The sequence below is a fragment of the Mastigocoleus sp. MO_188.B34 genome, from assembly GCF_030065675.1.
Lineage (GTDB): Bacteria > Cyanobacteriota > Cyanobacteriia > Cyanobacteriales > Nostocaceae > Mastigocoleus.
In genome coordinates this window covers 134,602-159,745 of record NZ_JASJDK010000001.1, presented here as the reverse complement: position 1 = coordinate 159,745, position 25,144 = coordinate 134,602, and the positions used below count along the sequence as shown (strand labels likewise).

The 25,144-nt window shown below is 36.0% G+C and carries 17 protein-coding genes; 7 read left to right on the top strand and 10 right to left on the bottom strand.

Translation table 11 applies throughout. From position 1 onward, the window contains the following. Positions 1 to 223: 223 nt before the first annotated feature. From QNJ50_RS00600 to QNJ50_RS00580, 5 genes are all read right to left on the bottom strand, one after another. A complete protein-coding gene (locus tag QNJ50_RS00600) occupies positions 224 to 1,567 on the bottom strand; it encodes an adenylosuccinate synthase (protein ID WP_300630961.1) in 1,344 nt (447 codons plus the stop codon). 602 nt (positions 1,568 to 2,169) lie between these two features. Then, positions 2,170 to 3,387: an LL-diaminopimelate aminotransferase gene (locus QNJ50_RS00595; protein WP_300630959.1), complete on the bottom strand. Its 1,218-nt coding sequence runs from the start codon at positions 3,385 to 3,387 to the stop codon at positions 2,170 to 2,172. A gap of 91 nt (positions 3,388 to 3,478) precedes the next feature. After that, positions 3,479 to 3,814 carry a thioredoxin family protein gene (locus QNJ50_RS00590; RefSeq protein WP_300630957.1) on the bottom strand — a complete coding sequence of 112 codons (336 nt, stop codon included), beginning with the start codon at positions 3,812 to 3,814 and terminating at the stop codon, positions 3,479 to 3,481. 106 nt (positions 3,815 to 3,920) lie between these two features. Further along, complete coding sequence (locus QNJ50_RS00585) at positions 3,921 to 5,054, bottom strand: ABC transporter ATP-binding protein (protein ID WP_300630955.1); 1,134 nt, start codon at positions 5,052 to 5,054, stop codon at positions 3,921 to 3,923. Between the two features lie 183 nt (positions 5,055 to 5,237). Then, complete coding sequence (locus QNJ50_RS00580; RefSeq protein ID WP_300630953.1) at positions 5,238 to 5,966, bottom strand: GUN4 domain-containing protein; 729 nt, start codon at positions 5,964 to 5,966, stop codon at positions 5,238 to 5,240. Between the two features lie 816 nt (positions 5,967 to 6,782). Here QNJ50_RS00580 and QNJ50_RS00575 point away from each other — a divergent pair. From QNJ50_RS00575 to QNJ50_RS00560, 4 genes are all read left to right on the top strand, one after another. Further along, positions 6,783 to 8,204 (top strand): NADP-dependent isocitrate dehydrogenase, encoded by a 1,422-nt coding sequence (locus QNJ50_RS00575; RefSeq protein ID WP_300630951.1) that lies wholly within the window; start codon positions 6,783 to 6,785, stop codon positions 8,202 to 8,204. Between the two features lie 236 nt (positions 8,205 to 8,440). After that, positions 8,441 to 8,782, top strand: a complete 342-nt coding sequence (locus tag QNJ50_RS00570; RefSeq protein ID WP_300630949.1) for a type II toxin-antitoxin system RelE/ParE family toxin — start codon at positions 8,441 to 8,443, stop codon at positions 8,780 to 8,782. Between the two features lie 23 nt (positions 8,783 to 8,805). After that, entirely contained in the window at positions 8,806 to 9,126 is a 321-nt protein-coding gene (locus QNJ50_RS00565; protein ID WP_300630946.1) for a helix-turn-helix transcriptional regulator, read from the top strand. A gap of 378 nt (positions 9,127 to 9,504) precedes the next feature. Continuing rightward, positions 9,505 to 10,041, top strand: coding sequence for a hypothetical protein (locus QNJ50_RS00560; RefSeq protein ID WP_300630944.1), 537 nt, complete (start codon positions 9,505 to 9,507; stop codon positions 10,039 to 10,041). A 99-nt stretch (positions 10,042 to 10,140) separates the two neighbouring features. On the opposite strand, the gene QNJ50_RS00555 is transcribed toward QNJ50_RS00560, so the two are convergent. Continuing rightward, complete coding sequence (locus QNJ50_RS00555) at positions 10,141 to 11,427, bottom strand: hypothetical protein (protein ID WP_300630942.1); 1,287 nt, start codon at positions 11,425 to 11,427, stop codon at positions 10,141 to 10,143. A gap of 552 nt (positions 11,428 to 11,979) precedes the next feature. Here QNJ50_RS00555 and QNJ50_RS00550 point away from each other — a divergent pair. After that, positions 11,980 to 13,188 carry a CapA family protein gene (locus QNJ50_RS00550; RefSeq protein WP_300630940.1) on the top strand — a complete coding sequence of 403 codons (1,209 nt, stop codon included), beginning with the start codon at positions 11,980 to 11,982 and terminating at the stop codon, positions 13,186 to 13,188. A 92-nt stretch (positions 13,189 to 13,280) separates the two neighbouring features. On the opposite strand, the gene larE is transcribed toward QNJ50_RS00550, so the two are convergent. The 4 genes from larE to lipA all read right to left on the bottom strand — a co-directional run bounded on the left by larE (position 13,281) and on the right by lipA (position 18,158). Next, the gene (larE, locus tag QNJ50_RS00545; RefSeq protein WP_300630938.1) at positions 13,281 to 14,111 is read right to left on the bottom strand and encodes an ATP-dependent sacrificial sulfur transferase LarE; all 831 of its coding nucleotides are present in this window, start codon (positions 14,109 to 14,111) and stop codon (positions 13,281 to 13,283) included. Positions 14,112 to 14,420: 309 nt separating this feature from the next. After that, on the bottom strand, positions 14,421 to 16,271 hold the full coding sequence (hrmK, locus tag QNJ50_RS00540) for a hybrid histidine kinase/response regulator HrmK (RefSeq protein WP_300630936.1): 1,851 nt from the start codon (positions 16,269 to 16,271) through the stop codon (positions 14,421 to 14,423). A gap of 712 nt (positions 16,272 to 16,983) precedes the next feature. Beyond that, complete coding sequence (gene psaX / locus QNJ50_RS00535) at positions 16,984 to 17,133, bottom strand: photosystem I protein PsaX (RefSeq protein WP_300630934.1); 150 nt, start codon at positions 17,131 to 17,133, stop codon at positions 16,984 to 16,986. 122 nt (positions 17,134 to 17,255) lie between these two features. Continuing rightward, the gene (lipA, locus tag QNJ50_RS00530; RefSeq protein WP_300630932.1) at positions 17,256 to 18,158 is read right to left on the bottom strand and encodes a lipoyl synthase; all 903 of its coding nucleotides are present in this window, start codon (positions 18,156 to 18,158) and stop codon (positions 17,256 to 17,258) included. A 359-nt stretch (positions 18,159 to 18,517) separates the two neighbouring features. Here lipA and QNJ50_RS00525 point away from each other — a divergent pair, with 359 nt between their 5' ends. Further along, entirely contained in the window at positions 18,518 to 19,090 is a 573-nt protein-coding gene (locus tag QNJ50_RS00525) for a response regulator (protein WP_300630930.1), read from the top strand. Between the two features lie 234 nt (positions 19,091 to 19,324). Continuing rightward, positions 19,325 to 24,982 (top strand): AAA family ATPase, encoded by a 5,658-nt coding sequence (locus QNJ50_RS00520; protein ID WP_300630928.1) that lies wholly within the window; start codon positions 19,325 to 19,327, stop codon positions 24,980 to 24,982. The last annotated feature ends 162 nt before the right edge of the window (positions 24,983 to 25,144 follow it).

The window sequence follows — 25,144 nt, the reverse complement described above, 5'->3', positions numbered from 1 at the left end:
TATAGCGGTTTTCATTTGAATCAAATACATTTTCTAATTCCCAAATGTAGAGACGTAAAATTTTACGTCTCTACGAGGTGTACTACACTCAACCGAAAACCGCTATATTCAGTTGAGGATTAGAAATATCAAAATAAAAGGCAAAGAGTTTCAATCCCTTTACCTTTTTGTGCACTTCAGGCACAGTATGAATTTAACTAACGTAACGTAGATTGGTACTTATTTAGACACTGAGCAAAGAAGCTGGGGTACCATCAGGATGTAATAAAGCCCGCTTCGGTCCGTGAATGGGATCTTCTAAAATAATAGTTTGGTCGCGATTTGCTCCCAAAGAAACAATTGCGATGGGAACTTCCATCAATTCTGCCAAAAACTTGAGATAATCTTTTGCTTCTTGAGGTAAATCTTCCCAAGAACGACAATCACTAGTTGATTGCTCCCACCCTTTAAATGTTTGATATATGGGACGACAACTAGCAAACCGGCGCGAATTATTGGGAAAATGCTCGCAACGTTCGCCGTCTATTTCGTAAGCAACACAAACTTTGATTTCTTCAAATTGGTCGAGAACATCAAGCTTGGTGATTGCTAGACAATCTAAGCCATTTATTCGAACTGCGTAGCGACCAATTACCGCATCAAACCAACCACAACGACGCTGACGTCCAGTGGTGGTACCAAATTCAGCTCCTGCATGGCACAGTAATTCCCCTACTTTTCCTTGGATTTCGGTAGGAAATGGACCTTCACCAACACGGGTGGTGTAAGCTTTTGCAACACCAATTACCCGATCTATCATTGTCGGTCCCAAACCTGTTCCGACACATGCTCCACCTGCTACTGGGTTGGAGGAGGTTACAAAGGGATATGTCCCGTGATCTAGGTCTAAAAGTGTACCCTGCGCTCCTTCAAATAAAATATTCCGCCGTTCTTGAATTGCTTCATAGATTTTTAAAGAAGTGTCGACTACATAAGGTCGCAAACGTTCGGCATAACCTAAGTATTCTTCAATAACTTCTTTTGGATCTAGTGGTGGAATATCATAAAGCTTTTCGAGGATGACGTTTTTGTAGTTAATCGTCCACGTCAACTGCTCCTGTAAACCATCAGGATCCATTAAGTCCAAAATTCTGATACCTGTCCGTTCAGATTTATCAGCATAGGTCGGACCAATTCCTCTACCGGTAGTACCAATTTTGTAATTACCCCGACGTTCTTCTGATGCTTTATCTAATAACCGGTGATAAGGCATCGTAACATGAGAAGTTTCTGCAATGAAGAGGTTGTCGCTGGAAATATTTAACTGTTCAAGTCGGTCAAGTTCTTCAATTAACAGCTTCGGATCGATGACTGTTCCAGAACCAATAATACATTGAGTTTCTGGATATAAAATTCCCGAAGGTATTAAATGTAGTTTAAAGGTTTCGTCCTTAACTACAATCGTATGACCCGCGTTAACACCACCCTGATAACGGACGACAACATCTGCAGAGCGACCGAGTAAGTCTGTTATTTTTCCTTTACCTTCATCGCCCCATTGGGCACCTATGACAATAACGTTAGCCAAGCTTTTTTCTTAAATTTATAATGTTTTCACAAACAAAAATTATCATCAAAAATTTTTCATTTTGTCAAGTTTCTTAAATAAGATTTTTTCATGTGAGATGTGTGATTTCAAATAAAATTTGTAACAAACACTTTTAACTGAAGTTTTTTGGTATTTCTAATTTACCCATGATTAGTAATGGGTAATTGGTAATCGATAATTGATAATTAGTTATAAAACAAGCAATGAGATTTTTATTCACCCATATTTTTGTTTACCCAAATTTAGATATCCATATTTAGGATTTAGGCTATGCAGATAATTTTGTATGCTTAGGTCGCAGAATCATTAGCTGTAATCAACCTCAAAGGTATTAAATCACTGTTTGATGGATAATTTTTTATCTAAAAGATTGAAACAAAAAAAATTAGATTCAGTAAAAAAACATGAAATCATTACTCATGAAATTATGATCCATGAAGTAATTATCCATGAAATCATCCATAAACTTTAAACAAATAGAATTTAAACACATAAAATTACTGGATAATTAAATATCTAAACTCTACATATCCCAAGAAATAAGATGTTTAAAATTCTCCAGCAACCAATTCAGATTTAACTTAGAAAAGTTTGGCAATTCTTTCAACCGCAGTTCTTAAAACAGCTGGTTCGCGAACTAAAGCAAAACGAACATAGCCTTCTCCAGACTTTCCAAACCCAGCACCGGGGGAGACTGCTACTCCGGTTTTTTCAACCAATTCAATACAAAAATCAATCGAATTTTGTTTCCAAGCTTCTGGTAGTTGTGCCCAAACATACATAGTTGCTTTAGGGGTAGGAACATCCCAACCAATACCATTCAGAGCAGCGACAAGAGCATTGCGACGATCGCAAAAAGTCCCAACAGCAGCTTTCACACAATCTTGAGGACCAGTAAGTGCTGCACTCGCGCCATTGAGAATTCCTTGATATTGGTTAAAATCCACCACAGCTTTGACCTGACGTAATGCCTTAATCAATTTTGCATTACCGATCGCATAACCAATCCGGAAACCGCCCATGTTGTAGGATTTAGACAGAGTAAAAAACTCAATGGAAGTGCTTTTATCTGTATCAGCTTGAAAAATAGAAGGAGCAAGGGATGAAGCAGGAGTAATATCTATTCCCGGCTCGCCAATAATTTTTCCTTTGTCATCATCCTCAAACACCAAATCTGCATATGGGAAATCATGGACGAGAACAATACCATGGTGCTGACAAAATTTTACTGCTTCCTGGAAAAAAGCCAGTGTTGCCACTCCTGTTGTTGGATTATGGGGATAACTTAATACCATCATCCGTGCCTGTGCTAAAACAGACGATGGAATGTCAGTAAAAACCGGCAAAAAATCCATTTCTGCTTTTAATGGCATTGGATAGATTTGACCGCCCGCAAGGTAAACTCCTCCTGCATGGGATGGATAACCTGGATCTTGCAGTAAAGCATAATCACCAGGATTAAGTATTGCTAGGGGTAAGTGGGCAGTACCTTCCTGAGAACCAATTAAAGGTAAAACTTCAGTTTCTGGATCTACGGAAATACCAAATTTTCTCTCGTACCACTGAGCCGCAGCTCGTCGAAATCCTGCAGTACCGTGAAACAATAGGTAACCGTGGGTAGAGCTATCCTTCAAAGACTGGGCGATTGCATCGATGACATGGGGTGCAGCAGGCAAATCTGAAGAACCCAAAGATAGATCTATTACTTGCTTCCCATTTGCCAAAGCTTTTGCTTTAGCTGAATCCATGTCAGCAAATACATTCGACTCTAAAGGCTTTAAACGCGTAGCAAATTGCATATAACTTTTTGTCCTATGCGCTATGGACACAGGCTAAATAGCTTAACTTAATTTTTCCAACTACCAATTACCAATTACCAATTACCAAAAATTAATTTTGTTCCAGATGAGTATTAATAAAGTTTAGTAATTTTTCCTTGCCAATCGCACCTTCAGTCGCTCCCAAAAGCTTATTTTTATGAATTAATCTGAAAGCAGGAACCCCTTCAACCTTATATTGCTTCACAGTAACCGGATTGGGGTCAACTTCCATTTTGATTACTTTAAGGCGATCGCTATATTCTTTCGCAGTGGCATTGACTAGTGCGGACATAAGTTGACAAGGTCCACACCATGTAGCCCAAAAATAAACTAATACTGGTTCTTCTGCTTTGAGAACCTCAGTTTCAAATTCTGAATCATTTATGACGATCGCACCCTTACTCATGTCAATCTCCCGAGGCTTAGAACTTTACAATTTGGCACACAAAAATAATTTATCCCAATCCGGAAACACTTAACCACTCAAAATTCTTTGAGTAAAGAGCCAGAAGCTATCGCTCAAGGAAACAAGGGTATAATTTATTGCCTGTATCCACTTCAAAAACAAATAAATTATTTAAGTCTAATTTAACAGTCAAAATCTCGCCGGGATTAGGACGGATAGCCGCAGGTGCTGGAAAATCTAATGGTACTCTTTCATTGGGTAAATTTGCCCGAATTAAAGTTTCTCTTCCTAAAGGTTCCACTACTTTTACTTTCACTTTTAGTGTTGCAGTATTAGCAGTATTTTCAGTACTACTTTCTGGGTTGATATTCTCCGAACTAATTTTGATATGCTCGGGACGAATTCCCAAATCATAATTTTTGTCCGAGAGTAACTGAAGTTTTTCTTGGATGGATAAATCTATTGCTAAAAGCTGACCGCAAACCTCAAAACTTTCACCCTTGTACTTAGCCGGTAAGATGTTCATTGGTGGGCTACCGATAAAAGTAGCGACCATCCGATTGTGAGGTTGATTATAAATTACTTCAGGAGTACCGATTTGTTGAATTTGACCTCGGTCTAATACGACAATTTTATCGGCTAAGGTCATTGCTTCAACTTGATCGTGAGTTACATAGATTGTAGTATTTTGCAGGTTTTGATGTATTTGTTTTAGCTCTGCTCTAGTATCGTCTCGCAGTTGAGCATCTAAGTTAGATAGGGGTTCATCCAATAAAAAAACTTTTGCTTGTCTGGCGATCGCCCTTCCTAAAGCTACCCTTTGCTGTTGTCCCCCGGAAAGTTGCTTTGGTTTGCGTTCCAGAAGATGTTCCAAAGCCAGGGATTTTGCAACTGAATTTACGCGATCGCGAATTACTTTCTGATCGACTTTGCGCATCTGCAAACCAAAAGCAATATTTTGCGCCACAGTCATATGGGGGTACAGCGCATAATTTTGGAAAACCATTGCTACATCCCTTTGTCTTGCAGGTACCTGATTCATCAAATTATCGCCGATGTAAAGGTTTCCGGAACTAGCATTTTCCAAACCAGCGATCGTTCTTAGAATCGTAGATTTACCACAACCCGATGGACCAACCAAAACCCAAAATTCACCATCGGGAACTTCAAAAGTAATATCTTCTATAGCAGTTACATTGCTAAATCGGCACTTGATAGCTTCCAGACGAACGTTTGCCATGGTAATTATAGTCTTCGGGTGTTGCTTGACCTTGACTAGTAAATTTTACATTCTGGTAAAAGGATTTAACATTCACCAATCAGTAATATCGACCAGCAAATAGTGTTGATACACAAAGTATGTTCCAATCTAATAAGATGGCTGGAGTAACTCTGGCAAAATCCCAACACCTATGTTAAAGAATTATTTCTGAGAATCTGTTGACCAAGCAGGATGAGCAAATAGCGAAGCAATAACTCTTACTCCTCGCAACTGATTAGATAAAGGTAAGTGAGCCCTAGGAGCATCTAAACTCCAAATGAATTCCCCAGGATAACGCGTCCAGTTATTGCCATTTTTCCAAGCAATCTTCGCCCATAAACTTTCCCAATTTTTCCCCAAACGCAGCCAAAGTTCCCGTTGTACCGAAAAACCAAATTTTCCTTCCGAATGGACCAACCATAACTGATTAATTGTTTGTAAGTCCGCAATCGGAAAACTTTCAACCTCTGTGAAATATATCCACTTACGCTTAATAGCGTCTTCCCCTGCAAGCTCGCACATTTTTTGTAAAGTCATTTGGTCAGCCGCTTGAAAATCTTGGCTTGCCAATAACTTTTGTAAAGGAGCATAATTAATTTCCCGCTCCGAAGTCAGGGGAATCACTCCCTGGGGAAAATTTGTTTGCAAAAATTCTTGAACCGCAGGCAAATTGCAATTATAAAGAGCTGTGTAGGCTTTGCCATCAATCCAAGTTGATGGATTTTCGCGACGTTGCAGCAAAAATTCCATTAATATATCGAGCCCTGCGCTTTGTAACTCAGCTAATTCTGAGATCGTTTGCTGTTGGACTTTTTCAGACCCAGCGATTAACTGGCTGCGAAGAGCTTCGATGTCATTGAGTGAGCCGGATAAAATCATCGGGTCTGTCATGTCATTAATCGTGGAATAAAGTCAAAAATAAAGGTTATTAGCCGTTAAGAATAAGATTTACAGTCTTGTAATTGTTAGCGAAGAAGATATTTTACTTAAAAATGGTTTTTAAATTCCACCATTTACAAGCCAAAGCTTAACCTTTTACTCCGAACATTATATTGGAGCAATTGACATTTTCTCATATTTGCGATCGTAATTTTTAGAAGATTACCATAAGGTAAAGACTAAATTTTTACTCAATTACCGATATAAATATTATTTCAATTTAGACTCTAATGCTACATGGTTTTTAGATTCTTACTTGATGTGCGAGATGTATAAATTAACTTTATTGCACTTTTTATGCTTTATTTTTTGTATTTTGCTATATATTTGAAATAGCAAACTAGTGAAGCATCTATCTGTAATTTTGGTTTGTCATATTTGGTGTTGAGAACATTATTTTCAAACCTGAATTTAAGTTTAAAGTTGAAGCTCTTAAATAAATAGTATAAAACAGAAAAAAACTGTCACATCAATTGCGATTCTGGTAACTTTGCTGTGACTATTCGCATAATTATGATTTATTTTCTTGATAACTAATAACTCATAAGCATTAAATCTAAGTTTTATATAAATTTAGTAGTGCCTAATTAATACTGAAAATTAGTAAATAATATTTGGGGAAATCTGCGCTTTATAATGTTGTTCGGACAAGAATAAGTTTGTTCGCACAAGGAACAGTACAATTAGTACCTCTCTTACTAAATAAAGCTTTCAGGGTAAGTACCTGAGGGTTCAATTTCTCTTAACTTTAGTCACCAGGAATGGACAATGTACAAACATATTACTCCCCCTACAACTGGAGAGAAAATAACTTTTAAAGGTGGCGAACCAATTGTTCCAGATAATCCAATTATTCCCTTTATTAGAGGAGATGGAACAGGCATAGATATTTGGCCTGCTACTCAAAAAGTATTGGATGCAGCTGTAGAAAAAGCATACAAAGGGAAGCGTAAAATAAGCTGGTTCAAAGTTTATGCTGGTGATGAAGCTTGCGATGTGTATGGGACATATCAGTATTTACCAGAAGATACTTTAGCTGCAATTAAGGAATACGGTGTTGCAATTAAAGGTCCATTAACAACTCCCGTTGGTGGGGGAATTCGTTCCTTAAATGTGGCTTTGCGACAAATTTTTCAACTTTACGCTTGCGTCCGTCCTTGTCGTTATTATCCAGGTACTCCTTCACCTCACAAAAATCCTGAAAAACTGGATGTAATCGTCTACAGAGAAAATACGGAAGATATATATTTAGGAATTGAATGGAAACGGGACGATGAAATTGCTAAACGATTAATTTCCATTCTCAACCAAGATTTAATTCCTGCAACCCCAGAACACGGCAAAAAACAAATTCCCCTTGACTCTGGTATTGGTATTAAACCCATCAGTAAAACAGGTTCTCAGCGCTTAGTTCGTCGCGCCATTAAACACGCCTTACAATTACCCAAAAACAAGCAGCAAGTGACTTTGGTGCATAAGGGCAACATTATGAAATACACTGAAGGTGCTTTCCGGGACTGGGGTTACGAACTTGCAACTAGTGAATTTCGTCAAGAATGTGTCACCGAAAGGGAATCTTGGATTTTAAGTAACAAAGAAAATAAATCTGATATCTCTCTGGAAGAAAACGCCCGGTTGATAGATCCCGGTTATGATGCTCTGACGCCAGAAAAACAACAGCAGATTGTCAAAGAAGTCGAAGCAGTTCTTAACTCCATTTGGGACAGCCACGGAAATGGCAAATGGAAAGATAAAATCATGGTGAACGATCGCATCGCCGATAGTATTTTCCAACAAATTCAGACTCGCCCAGATGAGTACTCAATTTTGGCTACCATGAATCTCAACGGTGACTATCTTTCAGATGCTGCGGCTGCAATTGTTGGTGGATTGGGAATGGGACCGGGTGCGAATATTGGTGACTCCGCAGCTATTTTTGAAGCAACCCATGGTACCGCACCAAAACATGCTGGTTTAGATCGAATTAACCCCGGTTCAGTAATTTTATCCGGCGTCATGATGTTGGAATATTTAGGTTGGCAAGAAGCTGCCGATCTAATTAAAAAAGGAATTGGGGAAGCGATCGCAAATCAGGAAGTTACATATGATTTAGCGCGATTGATGGAACCCAAAGTTGAACCTTTGAAATGTTCCGAGTTTGCCGATGCTATTATTAAGCGTTTTAGTTAGATATCATACTCTCGCCAAGACAAATAACTGGCACTAAATTTGTAAAGTTTGATTTATAAAGTCCGCTTATGCGGGCTTTTATTTTTCATCGGATTAGGGTTAATTAACAGTTATTGATTTTCTTGTTGAAGTGAATAGCGCCGACGAAAAGACGTGACTTTATACTCAGCTACTGTATGCTAAAAGACAACTTGATTTTATGTCAAATCTGACATATACTAACACTAGTTTAATAAATGACTGATTCCCAGAAAGATAAACCCCTTGTCTGGCTTAGTGGTGAGGTAAAAACTCCTCCTTTTTCTACAGAAGCAAGAATAGAAGCTGGAGTCCTTCTGCGACAGCTACAACAAGGAGAATTAATACCTATGCCACATTCTCGACAGATGTCAAGTATAGGTTCTAATTGTCATGAATTGCGTATTATTGACAAAGACAAGACGTGGCGAATTATTTACCGAATAGATGCAGACTCCATTCTAATTTTAGATGTATTTGCGAAAAAAACCCAACAAACTCCGAAGTCTGTTATTAAGGTATGCCAAAAAAGGCTGAAGCAATACGATGAACTTGGATAATTGATGATGGAGGTTTTTATATTATGGATGAAATAAAGCGTGAACGTTTACAAGCATCTGGTTGGAGTGTTGGAACAGCAGAAGAATTTCTTGAACTCTCACCAGCAGAATCTGAGCTTGTGGAATTAAAGTTATTACTTAGCAAATATCTAAAAAAACTTCGCACAAGTCAAAATCTTTCTCAGCAGGCTGTTGCTGAACGCATGAATTCTAGTCAGTCTAGAGTTGCAAAAATGGAGTCAGCTGACTCATCAGTTTCTGTGGATCTTTTTGTGCGTACCTTATTTTCTATTGGTGCAACGCGTGAGGATATTGCTCAAGCAATTATTCCTTCTCGTTCCTAGGAGTAAAAATTCAATTAGCATTCAATAAAATTAGTTAGGCACCTAACTATTAGTCACCTAATCATTTTAAAGGGTTAATTAACAGAAGTAAGATAAGTACTTGTGCATAATTAAATGTACATTTGTCATTGTGTTGGCATATGGAGCGTAGCGGAACGGAATGATGCATATGTCCTATTGTATTGTACGCGACGGAGTCGTTTGTTGACGCAGCTACGCTGAACACCGTCAGGTGCGGGCTAACGGACACGCTAGAGCCTGCGGCGACGGCGGAGCCTCCAGCCTCTAGCTGTGCTACCTTACGGATCCGCTAACGCAAAAGATTGAGGATTATTTTAATTATTTTTGAAAGATACAAATATTTTTGCATGAGTACTTATGAAAAAGTTAAATGTAAAGCAGAAGCAATGGTTGATATCAATTCACGTAATATTTGCTGGGATTTGGTTTGGTACAGCTTTATGCATGATTGTTATCGCACTTATGAATCGCAATACTACCAATGGTGACGAACTGTACGCTATTAATTCAGTGATGAAACTGTTGGATGATTTTGTGATTATTCCTTCAGCAAACTTATCTTTACTTTCCGGTGGTTTACTTTGCTGGCTGACAATTTGGGGTTTTTTCAAGCATTACTGGGTAATTACCAAGTGGTTTGCAACAGTAACCCTAATTGTTGCAGGTACAATTTGGCTTGGTCCTTGGACAAATGCAATGACTGCAATTTCCGCTGATGAAAGATTGCAAGCGCTACAAAATCCTCTATATGTTTTTGATCGTAGTAGTGTAATTATAGGTGGAATTATTCAGACTTTTTGTCTATTAGCGATCGTAGCAATTTCTTTTCTTAAACCTTGGGGAAAACGAGATACTAAAAACCAAAATCAATCTAACTCAGTTTCTTCTAGCTGACATCAAATTTTCTTCTATATACCTAATTTTTACACTTTAGATCTGAAGAAAATAGCATATATTTTAAAATTCCAATGTAAGCAATTAAATCTAAAAATTTTAGGGATAAGAGTAGCCATTAGTTTGATTTGGGACTTGTGGTGATGTTGAATATCTTGAATTGTTATAGTTTGTGATACTAGAAGGCTGTCGATTGTAAGACCTTAAATTTTGATTGTAAGTATTAGGTGTTTTTAAGGTATTAGGATTTGTTAAACTGTTGGGGCTAACAAGATTTTGCCTAGAGTTTGGCACGCTATAAAATCTAGTGCCACTGGATCTAATATTAACTGAATTGTTAGGTGTAATATTATTTGTAACCCCAGGTACAACAGGTCTATTTAGCTGCCTTGTGGAGTTAATATTAGTCTGCTGCGAGTTGTTAATGTAATTGTTATAAGGGTTTGAATAATTATTTTCGTAAGGATTTGACGAAAAACTTCTGACATTAGTTCGAGGATTAACTTGACCGGGAGTGTTGACAAACCTCTGGGGAGATATTTGATTGGGTGTTTGATTAATATAAGGATGTGTTAAACGAGTATTTGTATTACCTGAATTAGGAAGATTTCCTGAAAAATTAGAATTATTAGTATTCTGGTTCAAATTGTTGGAATTATCTGAAGAAGGAATAACTGGTACAGCAACATTAGTGTTTAATTGGGAACCAGATTGTACTTGCTGCTGTTGTTTATTTGTATTCTCAAGTTCTTTGATCGCGATCTGTAAAGCATTTGTCCCAGCAGGATATTGAGGGGAGCTACTAGGAATAGTGGTAAAAGCTCCCGAATATGACGTCGTTTTCAATGCTCCAGAAAAACCGATATTTGGATATTGATTTTGTCTAAAATTCCCGCCATTAGAATCCTTAAATTCCAACAATTTATTTGCTTGCTGTAAAAATGGGTTTTTTACTTTTGAACTTAGTCTACTTTGTTTGGTTATTGCCTCATAATTTAATTTAATTTGATTTCGAAAACTATTCCGTCGCCTAGCTTTATTTTCAGGTACTGCTTGTTTTTGAACAGCCTTAATTTGTTGCTTAAGTTTAATTACCGTATCAGAAAGATTTTTCTGTTTAGACTCGTAAAATAAAACTGGTAAATTATCAATATCAGCGGCGATCGCTTTATCTTCCTCAGATAAAAAGAATTCAAGTGGTTCGGTACTTTCTGGATTTTCTGTTCTAACAGTAGAGAAAAAATTAGGATTTATCCAATACTGTCTAATCAATAAACCGATTACAGACAAAAAAATTGCCGTACCCCAAAAACTAGGTCGGGCTAAGTTCCATAACCTGGCTTTGAGATAGCGCACAGAAGCAGGAGAATGATTTTGAGGAGACATGGTTTGCAAAAAAGGCTCAAACTTACTCGAAGAAATTTACTGGAATATAAGTGTGTAAATTTTGATTCAGTAAATATAGCTTTATGCTAACCGCCAAAAAAAGATTAGTCATTAGTTAAATAGAATCTATTTTTATAACTTGAAGTGTTTTTAAATTAAGTGTTTACTAGGAATAAACAAAAACATACTTTACCTTTATTTTGTAGTGACACCACTTAATGAATCTCATCAGATTTTCTTAAATAAAACTATCTCAATTAATTCAACCACACCTACACTTAAAGTTTTAGAGTGCTAAATTTATCTTAAATTATGTGAATAAAAAGCCACGATGAATACTTAAAGAAATAGTGTTCGGGGTTAAAATAATCTTATTGGTGCTAAAAGTTTCCTCATAACATAACCTGTGAGTAATGAATTACAGGTTATTAACAAAGTCACTTAAGGCTTGTGTATCAATAGTCTCAATGATTTGGGATTATTGATTTTTGGCGGTTTGTTTGTGTCAACAACTGAAAATCCAATACGTATGGAAGGGAGTTGAGGGTTTCAATGACGACAAATCATCACTTTAAAAAAATATTGTCATTTAGTTTTATTGTTTTTTGTTTCTGTACAGGTATTGGTATCGGAATATTCATACGCTTTGGACGAATACAAACATTAGAAGCTGCAACAACATCACCAGTTCTCAATCAAATCAACTCATCAGATACTCCAGGATCTACCGAGCCGTTTTCACCATCTTTACAGAAACAACTTATAGTAGATCCACAAAATACTACTCAAAACATCACAATTCAAGCAGTTGGAGATATTATTCCAGGAACTAATTACCCCAATTACAGGTTACCTAAAAATAGAAATCAACTTTTTCCCCAGTCAGTTAGAAGATATTTACAGAGAGCAGATCTGTTATTTGGTAATTTTGAAAGTACCCTTACCAACCATAAGTACAGTAGCAAGGATATAAGTAGAGGTCAGGTTTTTGCTTTTCGTTCTCCACCGACTTATGCAAAGTTATTTAAAGATGTGGGCTTCGATGTATTCAATATTGCCAATAATCACGCCCTTGACTTTGGGATGGTAGGTTTGAAAGACACAGTGAATCATCTCAAGTCGGTGGGAATTGAAACCGTCGGTCATAAAAATCAAATTCTTATCTTAGAGGTTAATAATGTAAAGGTTGCGATGCTTGGGTTTGCGCCCTACAAATTTTATAATTCTATTCACGACCTAAAAGCTGCAGAAAAATTAGTAAAAACAGCAAAACAAAAGGCTGATATAGTTATAGTCTCAATGCACGCAGGAGCAGAGGGTACAGGAGCATTACGAGTTAGAAATCAAACAGAATTTTTCTACGGGGAAAATCGTGGTAACCCGATCAAATTTGCTCGCCAAATGATTGATGTAGGAGCAGATATAGTACTCGGACATGGTCCTCACGTTCCCAGAGCCATGGAAATATATAAGGATAAACTGATCGCTTATTCTTTAGGTAATTTTTTGGGGTACAAAACTTTATCAACTAGAGCCCAAACTGGTTATTCAATGATTTTGGAAACAAAAATTGATCGGGAAGGAAAATTACTAGGAGCAAAAATTATCCCGGTACATCTTAACAGTCAAGGTATTCCTTACATTGACCAAAATTTCCGTACAGTAGGGCTATTGCGTTATTTGATTAATAAAGATTTCCCTCAAACTCCTGTCAAAATAGATAAGAAAGGAGCAATTGTACTTGCAAACGCTGAAAGATAAAAATTACCCCCAGTTCTAATTAACAGACAATAGGATTACTCGGGTTTTAATCAAAGAAAAATTATTACCAATCGCCAATTACCAATTACCAATTACCCATTACCCATTACCAAAGACTCTTTATTTAAAACTCGATTTAACTTTCCACTACGATAACCTTCTAGATCTAAAGTGACATAAATAAATCCCAATTCTTGAAATGTAGAAACTACCAAATCCAAATCAATACTCAGAATAAAATCTTTGATTTTTTCCGGTGGTAATTCAATGCGTGCTGTATCTTCTTGGGAACGTACGCGCAGATTTTCCCATCCTAACTTTCGTAAATAAATTTCAGCCCTACCAACACGTTGTAACTTAGCTACGGTAATTTCTTCACCATAAGGGAAGCGAGAACTCAGACAAGGTTGTGCAGGTTTATCCCACCAATCTAAACCAAGAGATTGAGAAATTTGACGTACCTCTAGCTTACTAACACCAACTTCAGCCAAAGGAGAACGCGCACCCCTTTCTTTTGCAGCTTGAATTCCTGGACGATAATCTTTCAAGTCGTCAGCATTAACACCATCGACGACATAGGGATAACCCAATTTTTTTGCCAAAGGTTTGAGAGTATCGTGCAGTTCACTTTTACAAAAATAGCAACGATTAACAGGATTAGAAGTGTAATTAGGATTCTCCATTTCCTGAGTTTCTACAATTTGATGGGGAATTCCAATTGTTGCTGCTTGAATTTTGGCATCTTCTAACTCTTCCGGTAACAGGGAAGGTGAAACAGCAGTCACAGCTAAAGCTTTGTTACCCAGGACATCGTATGCAATTTTAGCTACTAAAGTACTATCTACACCCCCAGAGTAAGCTATTAAAGCTCGTTCCATTTGTACAAATATCGTTTTTAATTGCTCCAGTTTTTCGCTTCCCATAATATGTTCCCACTCAAACTAAAATGGAATCGCCACCTTTCTCCATTTTAAGCAGGTTAAGAAATAAGTCATAAACTTAAAATTTATAACTTTATTAGCTATGGCGTGTCCGTAGGACATAGATTTGTCATTGCGATAAGCGCAAGCTCTGCGCATGTAATCGAAATGCAGTTTAGGGTTAGCAAAGCGTCTTCCAAAGGGAGATAGCAATCCCAAAATTTTGCGTAGCGGATGATCTGTACACTAACGTAATGACGCAATTACGTTAATTTTGCCTAAGTCCTATAAAACTTAAAAACCTTAAAAACCTTAAATTCGCTTTTTCGATAATTGACAATATTTTGAAACTAAATTTCCCAAAACTGGTAGATCGATAGGTTTCGCAATATATTCATCAACCCCAGCAGCCAAACAAGTTTCGCGATCGCCTTTCATCGCCATTGCTGTTTCAGCGATAATTGGTATATTTTGATAATTTTTATCTTGTCTGAGTTTCTTTACTAAATCAAGACCATTAACATCAGGAAGATAAATATCCATCAAAATAACAGCAGGTTGGGAGCGTTTGAGAGCTTCCCACATTTGTACGCTGTTGTAAGCACAAATTACTTGATACCCCAGTTTACTCAGGTAAGCATCAATCAATTTGGCATTATGCAAATCATCTTCTACCAATAATATATCTGAAGAGTAAGAAAGTCGAAGTCCGGACTGATAAGAACGATCGCCACTCATATTGTCTTTTTGTTCTATTTCTACCTCTGTTTCTTCGAACTCACTCATTTGACTGCGAGGAAGTATCACAGTAAAGCTAGAACCGCGATCTATTTCAGATACAACTTTTACTGAACCACCATGAATTTCTGCAAGTTTGCGAGTCAGTGCTAAACCTAAGCCAGTACCTTCTTCACTACTGACTCTGCTGTTAGGAATTTGACAGTAAGGTTGAAATAATTCTGCTTGATATTCTTCAGGTATACCCGCACCAGTATCCCAAACAGTGAAGTGTACCAATTCACCTTTAACTTTTACTTGTAAACCAACACTTCCCGAAGTAGTAAATTTAAGAGCGTTGAAAATTAAATTCAACAGCATTTGCTTGAGACGCAAAGGATCGGCTACGATAACGATTTCTTGCGGTTCCAGTTCCAAGCGCAACTGTAAACCTTTATTCGCTGCTTTCTCTTTTACCAGTGCTAAAACATTACGACATAACAGCGATACATTAACTTCTTCCCATTGAATTTCTAGTTGATTTGCTTCAATTTTAGACAAGTCTAAAATATCGTTAATCAAAGCTAAAAGATGCTTACCGCTTGATTGAATAATACTCAAATACTCTTTATGACGTTCGGAACTTGGATTATAGCCTTGAGCTAAAAGTAAATGTGTAAAGCCAATAATCGAACTTAGTGGAGTGCGGATTTCATGGGATGTGTTCGCCAAAAATTGATTTTTCAGTTGATTATTACGCTCTAATTCTTGATTGAATTCGCTTAAAGAACGGGAAACCTTTTGCAAAGATTCTATATTCTTTAACTTCATCAAAGCTATAGCACATAAGCTCGCCGCACGTTTAATCAATTGTGACTGTATCTCAACTTGTGCACTTGTTAAAGAATCAGTACCTGAATTCAATGGTGTGTAAGAAATAATTAACCAACCCCAAACATTACCAAAATCATCTTCGATCGCCCAAGCTTTTGGTGTTTCTTGAGTTTCAAGATACCGTAAATCTTCAATCTCTATAACTTCATTTAATTTGATTTGTAGTTGTTTACCACTTTTAAGAGTTATAGCCAATAACGGTGATTGAGACTTTGAACTTTGAGAAATGATTCCTTTGGAAGATAAATAGCTGATTTTACAAGATTTTGTTTTTGCTTGGGTCAAAGCAATTGCAACCTGACTACCAGGTAATGTGTTGTTGAGTTCGTTAACTAAAGTTTGATAAATACTTCGGTAAATACTTGAGTCTCTGACTGGTAATTTTTCTTTTGTAACTAAAACCGAAAGCAAGTAATCATTCAGGTAATTTTGCAACCTGTTTAGGCTGCGCTCCAACCACAACTCTGCGCGAAGCTGCTCCATTTCTACCACTAGAATTGGGTTTCGAACTACTTCTGAATTTTGTTTTGATAAGCTTGGATACTGCTGCATGATTAACTAGACAGCCAAAAAAAGTTCAACTTCGCAAAAGTTTATGAGGTCGATGCTATGTATATTAACGTACTCTTTTCTAATTCTTTATTTGTACGCTAAGGTTTTTAGTTTAAAGATGTAAGTGTAATACCGGATTTAAGCAAGTAAATCAAACTTGGAAAATAATTCTTGGAGAATGTTTTAAAGGTCATATTGTTTATCTAATATATCTTGGAGCCCCCTAAGTCACCGTTTTTAAGGGGGTTAGGGGGATCTCAAAAACCTCATGGGACTAAACAATACTTTCCAAACATCCTCTTTAGGAAATAATTTTTAAAGAATGATTAACTGTCAAAGAAAAAATTTGATTTACAGGTAAACATCAGGTACACATATTAATGCGAACCAGAAATATACCCTAAATAATTTCATCGCATAATTACACAGTTTTATAGTTAATAAAAACTGAGGTGTTACCCATTCTTTCTCAAGGATAATTCCCTGATTCAAGATGGGCAACACCACTTGTGAAATTAAGTAATTTTTCTTAGTTAAATTAAGAGTATCCGAAGAATATTTACCGAACAATAACTAGTGAAATTATTGCCCGAGGAGAATAAATATTTTCAAAGAGCAACTCGAATCTCATTAATTTACTGGAAAAATTATTTAGTTAAGAAGGATAAGCAATTACTTACATCTCTTAACTATTGCTGAAACTCGGTTGAAACTAGATATCCAGTACGTGGAAGTAAATTGCAGCAACTAAAAAGTTGACGGCTAGTAAAACAAGGGAAATTATCGTGCGATAGGGAAAAGGAGCAGCAGCACCTGATTGGGGAACATCAATACCAACTTTTTTTTGTGCATCCGCAGTCATATTTGATTCTCCTAACTTAAGGACTTCTTAACAAATACCAAAGAGATGTCATCTTTAGCGAAATTCGTTAAAAATATTTTTGTTAAGCCACTTGCTTATTATTAAACTCATTTGCGATCGGTCTAATCATCAATTCCTGCATGATAAGAACTACGAACCAAAGGTCCAGAACGAACGTGAGAAAATCCCATGTCCGAAGCAATTTTGCCCAAATCTTCAAATTCTTCTGGCGTCGAATATTTTTGAACCGGTAAATGAGCTAAAGAAGGACGCATGTATTGACCAATAGTCAGGCGATCGCATTCAATACTACGTAAATCTCTCATTGTTTCGATTACTTCTTCAGTAGTTTCACCAACTCCCAGCATTAATCCAGACTTGGTAGGAATAGAAGGGTCAATTTCCTTGACCATTTGCAGCAATCGTAGAGAACGCTCATACTTTGCTCCTCTACGTACAGTTCCCTGCAAACGTTTTACTGTTTCTAGATTATGGTTGTAGCAAGCTGGTTTAGCTTGAGTAACGATCTCAATTCGTCGGAATTGTTCTTTCTCCCCACCTATTCCACCCCACAAATCAGCGGTAAGAACTTCAATCTGAGTATCGGGATTTAACTGACGGATAGCCTGCATCGTCTTGACAAAATGACTTGCTCCTTGGTCTGGTAAATCATCCCTCGCAACCGAAGTTAAAACAACATAACGCAGACCTAAAAGTTTGACTGCTTCAGCAATTTTTTCAGGCTCAAATGGATCGATCGGCATTGGTGCGTGACCCTTATCCACCTGACAAAAAGCACAAGAACGCGTACAAGTAGGTCCCATTAATAAAAAAGTTGCTGTTTTTTGGGCATAGCACTCTCCCCTGTTAGGACAACGTCCTTCTTCACAAATAGTGTGAATTTGCCGTTGTTTAATAATCCGTTGAACTGTGGATAGATCGCTCGCTTTACCAATCGGGCGACGCAACCATTTTGGCATCGCCATAATTTCTGATTGCAATTGTGCCTTATTTGAAGAACCCATAAATGTCCAGAGAAGTTGGAAATTTAGATGAAAGGAATAATTATTATTGGAGCACGTGGGAGGATATATTGCGAACCTAAAGTCCAACTAATAAGTAACGAAAACTGAATGAACGGGAAGCTCTTTAATTCCCAATACTGCAAAATATACACCAGTTCCACACCATTAAACTGCATATACCATCGTCCAATAAATTAGATATTCATTTAAAAGTGATAAAAATAACTTAAATATTAAATTGATATACCGGAAATTACTCTCCCCCAGTTTGTGTAAAATTTAGATATAGTTAGAGAATTATCATTGTTAATCAGCTTCTTAGCAATTTAAATCTAAAGTTTCTGTTAGAGCAGTAAATCGTGGCAAGTAACAAAATTCTAGTAATCGATGACACTACTGTTGTCAGGGTAAAAGTACGGGAAATGTTACCCCCTGGCAATTTTCAAGTTTTGGAAGCAAAAGATGGTTTAGAAGGATTAAATTTAATCCGCCAAGAAGAAAAACTGAGCTTGATAATGCTCGACTTCTTGCTACCAAAAATGAGTGGCTGGGATGTATTTCAGGAAATTCAAGCCAAGCCAGAATTGAAGAGAATTCCTTTAGTTGTCATGTCTGGTAGAAAAGAAGAGGTAACAGAAAAAATCTCTGAGCCCTTTGCAAACTTTGAGTTTCTTGGTAAACCTTTCGACCAAAAACAACTAATTAGCGCCATTAAGTCAGCAATGACTAAGGCAAAACAACCTCGCCAAGATTCCTCCGGAACAACCAGTGCAATATCAAGAAGTGGAATAGTGCAGCCCACTACCAATGGTTCATCATCAGCTGAGATACAAATACTCAATGAGAAAATTACAAATATGCAAATGGAAATCAACAGCTTAAAGAAACAACTAGCTCAAGTTGTTAGTTTTATCAAGCAGAAAATTAAATAGTTATTACACACTTGAAGCGTAGAAAGTAATAATAGGTAATGCATCGTAGAAAATACGTTACCTATTAAGTAAATATCACGATAATAGTAAATAACTTATTGTTAATTTTATATAATCTTTCATTTAGTTTAATTTAAAAATTATCAATAAATAAGCTTTTTTATAAAAATGATACATTCAGGCATCTAGAGGGAATATTAACTAATATCGAATACCCTCAAAAACTTGCTGAGTATGTTGACATCAAATGTCTTAGTAGATATTCCGGGATATAAAGTTACAGAAAAAGTTTATTCAGGTAGTAAAACTTTAGTTTTTCGAGGCATTAGCACAAAAGAGCAAACGCCCGTAATTATTAAAGTGATGCGCAATAAGTACCCTAGTTTTAGTGAAGTATCACGTTTCCGATATCAGTACACTATTACAAAAAATCTTCATATTCCTGGCATTATTCAATCCTATAGTTTAGAAAATTATCGCAATGCTTATGCCCTTGTAATGGAAGATTATGGGGGTGTCTCTCTTCACGAAGAAATGGATCGGTGGGAAAATTCAAATACTAGAAATAAACCGGATTTTCTCAATCTTTTTTTTCATATAGCAATTCAAATTGCAACAACCCTCGATCAAATACACCGCCACCAAATTATTCACAAAGATATCAAACCAGCCAACCTTTTAATTAATCCGACAACTACAGAGGTAAAACTAACTGACTTTAGTATTGCTTCCCTGTTACCGAAAGAAATTGCGACTCAAAACAACCCCAATCAGTTAGAAGGAACCTTAGCCTATATTTCACCGGAACAAACGGGAAGAATGAATCGTGCGATTGATTATCGCAGTGACTTTTATTCTCTTGGTGTAACGTTTTTTGAAATCTTGAGTGGAAGTTTACCTTTCAACTTAGCAGATCCCATAGAGCTAGTTTATGCCCACATAGCCAAACAACCACCTCCATTAAGTCACTTAAATCCCAAAATTCCCCTTGTCCTTGAGGGTATAGTCAGCAAACTGATGGCAAAAAATGCTGAAGAGCGTTATCAAAGTGCTTTGGGATTAAAGCACGATCTCGAAAAATGCTTGAAGCTGTGGAACAAAAATAGAAATATTGATACTTTTCAATTGGGTTCTGAGGATATATCTCAGCATTTTGTAATTCCAGAAAAGCTTTATGGTCGGGAAGCAGAAGTCAAAAGGTTGCTCAACACTTTTGATCGAGTAAGTCTAGGAACAACAGAAATTACGTTTATTGCAGGATTCTCTGGTGTTGGGAAAACTGCTGTAGTTAATGAAGTTCATAAACCCATCGTTCAAAAACGAGGTTACTTTATAAAAGGAAAATTTGACCAATTACAACGTGATATTCCTTTTGCTGGTTTTATCCAAGCCTTCGAAGATTTAATTGAGCAAATATTAAGTGAAACAGATGAAGAAATCAAACAATGGAAGGATAAAATTCTGACAGCATTGGGTGAACAAGCTCAAGTCATTATCGATCTGGTTCCTGGATTAGAACAAATAATTGGTACCCAATCTCCAGTAGCAGAATTATCCGGTTCTGCAGTTCAAAATCGTTTGAATTTACTATTTCAAAGGTTTATAAATGTTTTTGCTAGAGATACACACCCATTAGTCATATTTCTTGATGACTTACAATGGGCAGATGTAACTTCCTTACAATTAATTAAATTCGTAATGTCGGAAAGTAAGGAATATGAAAATAAGCCAAAAATTTCACTAGCAAATATTTTTGAAGAGAATAAAAATCAAAAAGAAAATATAAAAAGTTTACTACTTATAGGAGCTTATCGTGACAACGAAGTCTCGATTACACATCCATTATATTTGCTAAATCAAGAATTATTAAATCTCGAATATAAAATTGACACAATTGAATTAAACCCTTTAAATCAGAAAGATTTAAATAGTCTGGTTTCAGATACTCTGAGATGTAAAAAAGATGATGCAATACCTCTTTCACAAATGGTTTTTAGCAAAACTAAAGGTAATGCATTTTTTATTCATCAATTTCTTAAACATTTATACAAAGATGAAGTTATTAAATTTGACTTTGAGAAATATAATTGGCAATGTAATATTGCTGAAGTTAGAGAATTAGCACTTACAGATGATGTTGTAGAATTCACAGCACTGCAAATAAAGAGACTTCCAAAATATACTCAAGATGTTTTACAACTTGCAGCTTGTATTGGCAATGAATTCGACCTCAGAACACTCGCTATTATCAATCAAAAATCAGAAATAGATACAGCGTCAGAATTTTGGCCTGCATTGAAAGAAGGAATAGTTTTTTCAAACAATGAAGATTATAAATTAGATCAAGATAGTCAGTATTTATCGAATTTTGATGATAGTACTATTAACCAGGGAATAACATCATCTAAAGGAAATAATGATTTAAAACAACGAAAAAGACGATTTGCTAGCTATAAGTTTTTACATGATAGAGTACAACAAGCAGCTTATTCTTTAATTTCTGAGGATCAAAAAAAATCAGTTCATTTACAACTTGGAAATTTATTATTAGAAAATATTCCAGAAGGAGAAAGAGAAGAAAATATTTTTGTCCTCGTGAATCAATTTAATAAAGCAGTAGAATTAATTCACGGAACATCAGAACGTTATAGTTTGGCAAAAATGAATCTCATTGCTGGACGTAGAGCATTATCATCAACAGCTTATACTACAGCAGATAAGTACTTAACTACGGGTATTAATTTATTAGAAAGTAATATTTGGGAAATAGATTATAATTTAAGTCTTAGTTTATATGAAACGATAGCAGAAGTAAAATATCTTAGTGGTGATTTTGAACAGACAGAATTATTTGCTGACATAGTATTGCTGAATGCCAAAACGTTATTGGATAAAGTAAAAATTTACCAAGTTCAAATTGAACTTTATAAGTCATGCAATCAAGGTAAAAAAGCAATTTCAATCGGTATAGAATTACTGAAGTTATTTGGGGTAGATTTTCCTGAAAACCCCACTCCTTCAAATATAGGAATGGCGTTACAGGAAACGCAAGTAGCCTTAGTAGAGAGACAGATACAGGACTTATTCAATTTGCCTACAATGACTGACCCGGAAAAATTGGCAGTCATGAATATTCTCAGTAAACTCTTGCCAATTACTTATATTTGCAATCCTCTCTTATTCACTTTGATTGCACTGCAACAGATAAATATATCTCTCAAACATGGTAATTGTGGTGCTTCTGCTGTAGCTTACGAAACTTATGCAGTTATACTAGTTTCTCTCAAGGAAGATATTGAGTCTAGTTATAGATTTGGACAGCTAGCCTTAAAGTTATTGGGGAAATTCAATGCTTCAGAATTGAAATGCGTAGTAATTTTTGCTGTAAATTGTTTTACAAAACATTGGAAAGAACATCTCAAAGAAAGTTTAAATTCTTTATTGAATGCATACTCTATCGCTCTAGAAGTTGGAGATTTAGAACAAGCTGCTTATTCTTTATGTTTTTATTTAGAACATTCATTCTGGTTAGGAAAAGAGCTATCGGAGCTAGAAACAAAAATTAACAATTATCATCAGCGAATTGGTCAAATCAAACAAGAAATTGTACATACACTAAATTCAATTACTTGGCAAGTAGCGAGCAACTTAATCAAATATAATGAGCATCCTTACAGTTTGAATGGCGAGGCTTGTGATGAAAAAATAATCTTGTCAAATCTGCAGGAAGGAAATAATAGACGAGGTATTTGCTACTTCTATATCCAAAAATTAGTTCTTTGCTACTTATTTGAAGAATATTCTCAGGCTTACCAAAATGCGATATTGGCGAAAGATTATTTGGATGCAGTGCCAGGTAATTTTATAGAAAGTATCTTCTATTTTTATAGTTCTCTAGCTATGTTAGCAGTTTATCCAGAAACCACTGAATCAAAGCAAAATGAGATTTTAGAGAAAGTTGCCCATAATCAAGAAAAAATGAAAAAATGGTCATACCATGCTCCAATGAATTTTCTGCATAAATGGTATTTATTAGAGGCTGAACGCAATCGAATTATAGGTAATTATTTAGGTGCAATGGATGCTTATGACCGTGCCATTATTAAAGCAAAAGAAAATGAGTACGTAAATGAAGAAGCTTTAGCAAATGAGTTAGCAGCCAGATTTTATTTAGAATGGGACAAATATAATATTGCTCGCACATATTTGACAGATGCTTATTACGCCTATATGCGCTGGGGAGCAAAAGCTAAAGTTGAACATTTACAAGAACGCTATCCGCAATTCATTACTCCTATTTTTCAGGAATATACACTTAGCCAGTATTCTATAATTAATACTCATAGTGATACTTCTGTATCATCGTCAGAACGAAATACCCATCAAACTCTTGTTGGTACTGGAACTAGTACTTCTGATTATATAGATTTAGTATCTGTAATCAAAGCATCACAAGCACTTTCTGGAAAAATAGAGCGAAAACAATTGCTTTCCACTTTACTCAAAATAGTAATGGAAAATGCGGGTGCTTCCAAATGTGTTCTAGTTTTGAATACAAGTGAGGAAACAGAATTAAAGGTGGAAGTAGTTTGTTCTAGCTCTACCTTATCAACTGATACTCTTGAATTTTCATCAGTTCCCCTAGAATCTAGTTCAGAAGTTCCTATTAGCCTGATTAATTATATTAAGCGAACTCAGGAAATACTGGTCATAAATGATGTAAATTCTGAGCCATCCACAGCAAAAGATAAATATATTTTTAAACAACAACCTAAAAGTATCTTGTGCTTACCGATGTTAAACCAAGGTAAACTGGTTGGTATTTTGTATCTCGAAAATATTTTGATGACAGATGTTTTTAGCCACGAGCGTATTGAGATACTAAAAGTTATTACTACTCAGGCTGCAATATCACTAGAGAATTCAATACTGTATAGCAGTTTGAAAGAAGCTAAGGAACACTTAGAAGAATACAGTCATAATCTCGAAGAGAAAGTAGAAAATAGAACTAAAGAGTTAATAGAAAAAAACGAATATTTACGAAAAACTCTCAAGGAACTACGGACGACTCAAGTTCAATTGATCCAAAGTGAAAAAATGTCTTCTTTGGGACATATGGTAGCAGGAATTGCCCATGAGATTAATAATCCTATCAACTTCATTCATGGAAATATTACTTATTCTTGTGAGTATGTCCAAGATTTATTAGATCTGATTACTGTATATCAACAAGAATACCCGAAACCTACTGATGCTGTTGTAAAAAAAGCAGAAGAAATAGATATAAATTTTTTGACAGAAGACCTTCTAAAGATTCTCAACTCTATGCAAGTGGGTAGTTCCCGTATCAGAAATATTGTACTTAGCTTGCGGAATTTTTCCCGTTTAGATGAGTCAGAGATGAAGTGTGTAAATATTCATGAAGGCATTGATAATACCTTGATAATCTTACAACACAAACTAAAAGCTAATAAAAATAACAAGAGTATTCAAATAATCAAGAACTATGATTATCTCCCAGAAATTAATTGCTATCCTAGTCAACTGAACCAGGTATTTATGAATATTTTGAGCAATGCAATTGATGCATTTGATGATAAATACTTTGAAGAAAATTCTTCTATTTGTCCTGAAATTTCTATTACTTCTGAATTAGTTGATTCCAAACAAGTAAAAGTTCGGATTTCCGATAATGGTGTTGGTATCAGCAAAGAAGTTCTGCCGCACATATTCGATCCTTTTTTTACGACGAAGCCAGTGGGAAGTGGTACGGGTCTGGGTTTATCAATTAGCTATCAAATTATTGTGGATAAACATAAAGGTCAATTAACTTGTAATTCAACTCCAGAAAATGGAACAGAATTTGTAATTGAGATACCTTTGGTTGTTTAATTAAAGTTGGTTAGTGATAATTTTAGGTGTGTAGAGACGCGTTAGCATCGCAAGCACCCCGAAGGGTCATTTCGCATTTCTAAAGTGCGATTTATTTAACAATAGTTCTTAACTGAATTGTATTGACCTTTGGGGTCAGCGTAATAAACATAGAGAAAATCT